This is a genomic window from Pseudorhodoplanes sp., assembly GCF_035565855.1.
In the GTDB taxonomy this organism is placed as follows: domain Bacteria; phylum Pseudomonadota; class Alphaproteobacteria; order Rhizobiales; family Xanthobacteraceae; genus Pseudorhodoplanes.
Genome location: NZ_DATMRX010000091.1, coordinates 1 through 4496, shown reverse-complemented (window position 1 = coordinate 4496; position 4496 = coordinate 1). Strand labels below are relative to the sequence as shown.

1 protein-coding gene and 2 pseudogenes are annotated in these 4496 nt (G+C 62.9%); all 3 read left to right on the top strand.

Going from position 1 to position 4496, the window contains the following annotated elements; all coding sequences use genetic code 11:
- Positions 1-213: 213 nt before the first annotated feature.
- Positions 214-599, top strand: a pseudogene (locus tag VN004_RS05065) (NnrU family protein); the annotation flags it as partial.
- A 122-nt stretch (positions 600-721) separates the two neighbouring features.
- A complete protein-coding gene (locus tag VN004_RS05060) occupies positions 722-4273 on the top strand; it encodes a caspase family protein (protein WP_325607645.1) in 3552 nt (1183 codons plus the stop codon).
- Positions 4274-4375: 102 nt separating this feature from the next.
- Positions 4376-4496, top strand: a pseudogene (locus VN004_RS05055) (3-methyl-2-oxobutanoate hydroxymethyltransferase); the annotation flags it as partial.

Genomic DNA, 4496 nt, shown 5'->3' with positions numbered 1-4496 from the left:
GTCGGTGAAGGATTTCCTGACGAACAGATCGGTCACGCGGCGCATTCCCCCCGGCAGCGATGCGACAGGCACCAGCTCCTGCCGAGACGCCTGCGGCCGTCATGGGCGGCCGGAACGGACCGTAGCGGCGCGCTCGTTAATGGTTTCTGGCAGAGCCTCGCCGCCGCTAGCTTCTCCCGCTCGGATGCCTAACACTTCCCATCGCGCGACGAATGGGTGAACGTCTGGTACCCGCCGGTCTGGACGCGCCCCTTGCGCTGCTGCTCGTCCACATCGCGGTGATCTGCATCGTCGCCGCCTATATCCCCGGCAATATCAAGCGGGTGCTCGAGCATCCGATGCTGGTCGGGGTGAAGCTCTGGGCCTTCGCGCATCTGATCGCCAACGGCGACCTCGGCGCCATCATCCTGTTCGGAAAGATCCTCGCCTGGGCGGTGTTCGACCGCATTTCGCTCAAGCGCCGCACCGATCCCGGCGGGCAGCAAATCAGGCAGGGCGGCTGGCCGAGCGACCTCGTGGGGGTGGTGGTCGGCACGGTGGCCTATATCGCCCTTGTGCTGCTGTTCCATCCGCTGGTCATCGGCGTGCCGGTGATCTAGCTGGGCGCGCGGAGGATAAAGTCGCTTCGTCCCTACGCGGGCAAGTTCATGGTTGATAAGTCTCCGGCTTGATCTAAGGTTTGAAGCCGGAAGACCGGTTTGCAATGACGACTTGACTCGCAATGACGTGCTTGAAGCGATTGCTGCTCGTTCTCGCGTGCTGTGCTGCCTTTTCTTCTAATCCCGCCGGCGCCCAGAGCGACGCCCCGCCGGTGATCACCGCCAATGCCTATCATTCGCGTACCCACGCGCTCGTTTTTTCACACGACGAAAAAAGGGTCGTGACCGCCGGGGGCGATGGCACGATCAAGGTGTGGGAGACTGCAACAGGGCGGCTGATCCGCACGCTGGAGGGCCATACCCAGGCGGTCTCATCGGTCGCAGTCACCACCGACAATCGGATCGTGTCGATCTCACAGGACCAGACCATGAATGTCTGGGACTCCGCGACAGGGCGCATTTTGCGCAGCGTCAAATGTTGCGCCGGGGAGATGAAGAGCTTTTCGGTATTCAGCGACTTGGTCCTGACGCGCAACGAACAAACCGCCTATACGCATGTCATCGGCGGCATTATTCGCTGGAATTTTCCCGCGGGAACGGTCGAACGGAAGTATCCGCTCTTCCTGATCGAGTCGTTTGCGCTCTCGCCCGACGAAAAGCATTTTGCAATCGTCCAGGTCGGAAAAACCACCAGGACCAGCGCCGCCCACGACGTGAGGCTGGTGTCAATCGCGACCGGGAAGACGGTCTGGAGCGTGCCCAACGCGCACGAAGGCGGCGTATATCGCATGGCGTTTTCGCCGGACGGGCGTTTTATCGCCACCACGGATCCATACAGGAAGATCACCAAAATATGGGATGCATCAAACGGGCGTCTGGTGCGATCCCTGAACCACAACGGCTCTGCCCACGCACACGCCGTCTTTTCGCCCAATGGCCAGTGGATTGCGACATCCGACAGCGACGGGATCAAGTTGTGGGATGTTGCAACGGGCCGGCTCGTGCGTACGTCAGATCCCAGTCCCGGCAAGCCCGGCATTCTCAAGGCACAGTACATTCTTAGATTCAACCGCGACAGCACGGTGCTGGCGTCGATAGACCTTCAATCGCGGCTGAAAACAACGCTTGTCGAAACCGGCGAGCTTCGCGTTGGATCGAAGGAAGATTTCTACCAGCCACATAGCCTCTCTTCGGTGGAAGCCCGATCCGACGGCGAATGGATCGTTGCCGGCAGCACCGGCAAGTTCAGCCTTTGGGATATAAAGACAGGACAAATGGCGCGGTCGGTCGAACTGGCCCGGACATTCGTGCAAAAGAACTTCATGGTGAATGGTGCCGACCGTACCCTTCTTGTCACTTACGACTTTGAGAAAGTGACTGCGACGGTTTCGGAACTGGACAGTGGACGCGCCATCCACGAGCTCGAGATCGCGGCGAAAAAATCGGAGATTACGCTGGCGGAGACGGCGGCATCACGGGATGGTCAGTGGATGGCCGCCATCAGCGGCGACGACAAGGCGTCGATCAAAATATGGGACGCGGTGAGCGGGCGGCTGCATCGCACGTTGGCCATAAGGCCCAACAGGGTCTTGGTGCCGAAGCTGGCATTCACCGGTGATGGCCGGCTGCTGATCTCGACCGGGCACGACGAATGCGAGATTCTGGTCTGGGATGTCCGTGAGGGCCGCCTGCGAACCAAAATCCCGCAGCGAAACGTCAACGGCTGGTGCTATCAGTACGACGCCTCGCACAGCGCGATTTCTCGTGATGGTCGCTGGATCGTCAATTCGTATACCGAGCGAAACGAGGATTTCTATCGCGACGGCGACCGCGCAATCATTGCGTTATGGGACGCTGACTCCGGCAAGCTGGTGCATGGTTTCCGGGCGAATGTCTCCAACAGGCCGGGCGCAATCGCGATTTCGTCCGACAGCCGGCTCGTGGCTGCAAGCGTACAGGAAAGTTCCAGAATCAACATATGGGACCTGCGAACGGCGAGGTTGCTGCGGGTCCTGGAGGGCAATTCGGGCGACGCCCAGGCGATCGCCTTTTCACTCGACGGCCGGTATCTCATCGCAGGGAACAAGAATAACACGACCACCACCTGGGACGTCGAAAGCGGAACGAAGCTCGTCACTTCCTTGCAGACGGGTGACGGGGAATGGGTGACCGTCACCCCCGAAGGGTTTTTCGCCGCATCCGAGAAGGGCGCAGAACTCCTGCATGTCGTGAGAGGGTTTGAGACCACGGGCCTCGAACAGCTTTTCCAGCCGTTGTACCGGCCCGATCTGGTGCGCGAGAAACTCGCCGGCGATCCACGCGGGCTTGTGCGCGAGGCGGCGGCGCGGCTCGATCTCGACAAGGTGCTGGCGAGCGGCGATGCGCCGCGCGTGCGGCTGGTCGCACCGGCCAACAGGGCCAGTATCGCGGCCGACCGGGCCGACGCCGAAATCGAACTGTCCGAGACCGGGGGCGGCATCGGCCGCGCCGAGTGGCGTGTCAACGGCGTGACGGTCGGTGTCGACGAGGCTGCGGCGGCAACTCCCGGGCAGCCGTTGCGCCTGACGCGCAGGCTGGCGCTGGAAGAGGGCGAGAACGACATCGAAGTCGTTGCCTACAACCGGCAAAATCTCGTCGCATCGGTGCCCGCGCGCGCGAATGTCACAGCGACGGCGCCGGCTTCGGCTGGAAAGCCGCGCATGTTCGTGCTGGCGGTCGGCCTGAACGAATATGAAAATCCGGACATCCGCCTGAAATACGCGGTGCCGGATGCGACCGCGCTCGCGCAGGCGCTCTCCAAGGCAGGAGAAGGACTTTACGACACGGTCAACGTGTCCTTGTTGACGGATGCAGACGTCAGGCGCGAGCGGCTGGACGAAACCTTCAAGAAGCTCGCGGGTGAAATCCAGCCGAACGATGTCTTCGTCTTCTTCATCGGCGGACACGGCAAGACGCTGAATGGCCGGTACTACTTCATTCCGCAGGATTTCAAGCTGGGCGACGAGACGTCGATTATCGAGCAGGGCATCGCGCAGGAGGAATGGCAGCGCTGGTTCGCGTCCATCGCGGCGCGCAAGAGCATTCTCCTGTTTGATACCTGCGAAAGCGGCTCACTCGCGGAGGAGGGCGCGGAGACGCGCGCACTCGAACGCAGCGCCGCGAGCGAGCGCCTGGTGCGCGCGACCGGGCGTAACATCCTGACCGCGACCAGCGACACCAGCGATGCGTTCGAGGGATATCGGGGGCACGGGCTGTTCACCTACAACCTCCTGGACGCGATCGGCGCGGCCGACGGCAATGGCAACGGCACCGTCGAGGTGCCCGAGCTCGCGGCCTATGTGCACGCCCAGGTCAGCGCGCTCAGTGAGAAGGTGTTCGGCAAGCGTCAGGTGCCGCAGGTGCGCGTGGTCGGCGGTTATCCGGTGGCCAGGAGCCTGCGCGTGGTCGAGGGCGGCCCGGCCGAGATCGCCATTCCGCAGTCGCCGACACATCAGGTCGCGGCCGCCGCGGCGGACCTCGTGGTGGCGCCCGTGTCGGGATCGCGGCGGGTGCGCAAGCTCGACCAGAAGACGCCGGTGACACTGGTCCGCAGCGAGGCCGGCTGGACACTGGTGGCGCGTGAGGGCCGGCCGCTCGGCTATGTCGCAACCAGGGATCTGTCGCCCTTGCAATGACAGCCATGCGCTGCGGGGGACGGCCTTCCCAATCGGGGCCTAATCCGCTAACCCCGCATCCGTGAAGGGGCCGCCCCGGCGGCCCGCCGGGAGTATATGCCAGTGTCTGTCCAGCAAGAGATCAGGCGCCTGACAGCGCCGGATATCCGCGCCCGCAAGGGCGGCGACCCGATCGTGATGCTCACCTCGTATCATGCGCACACCGCGCGCCTCGTCGACAAAT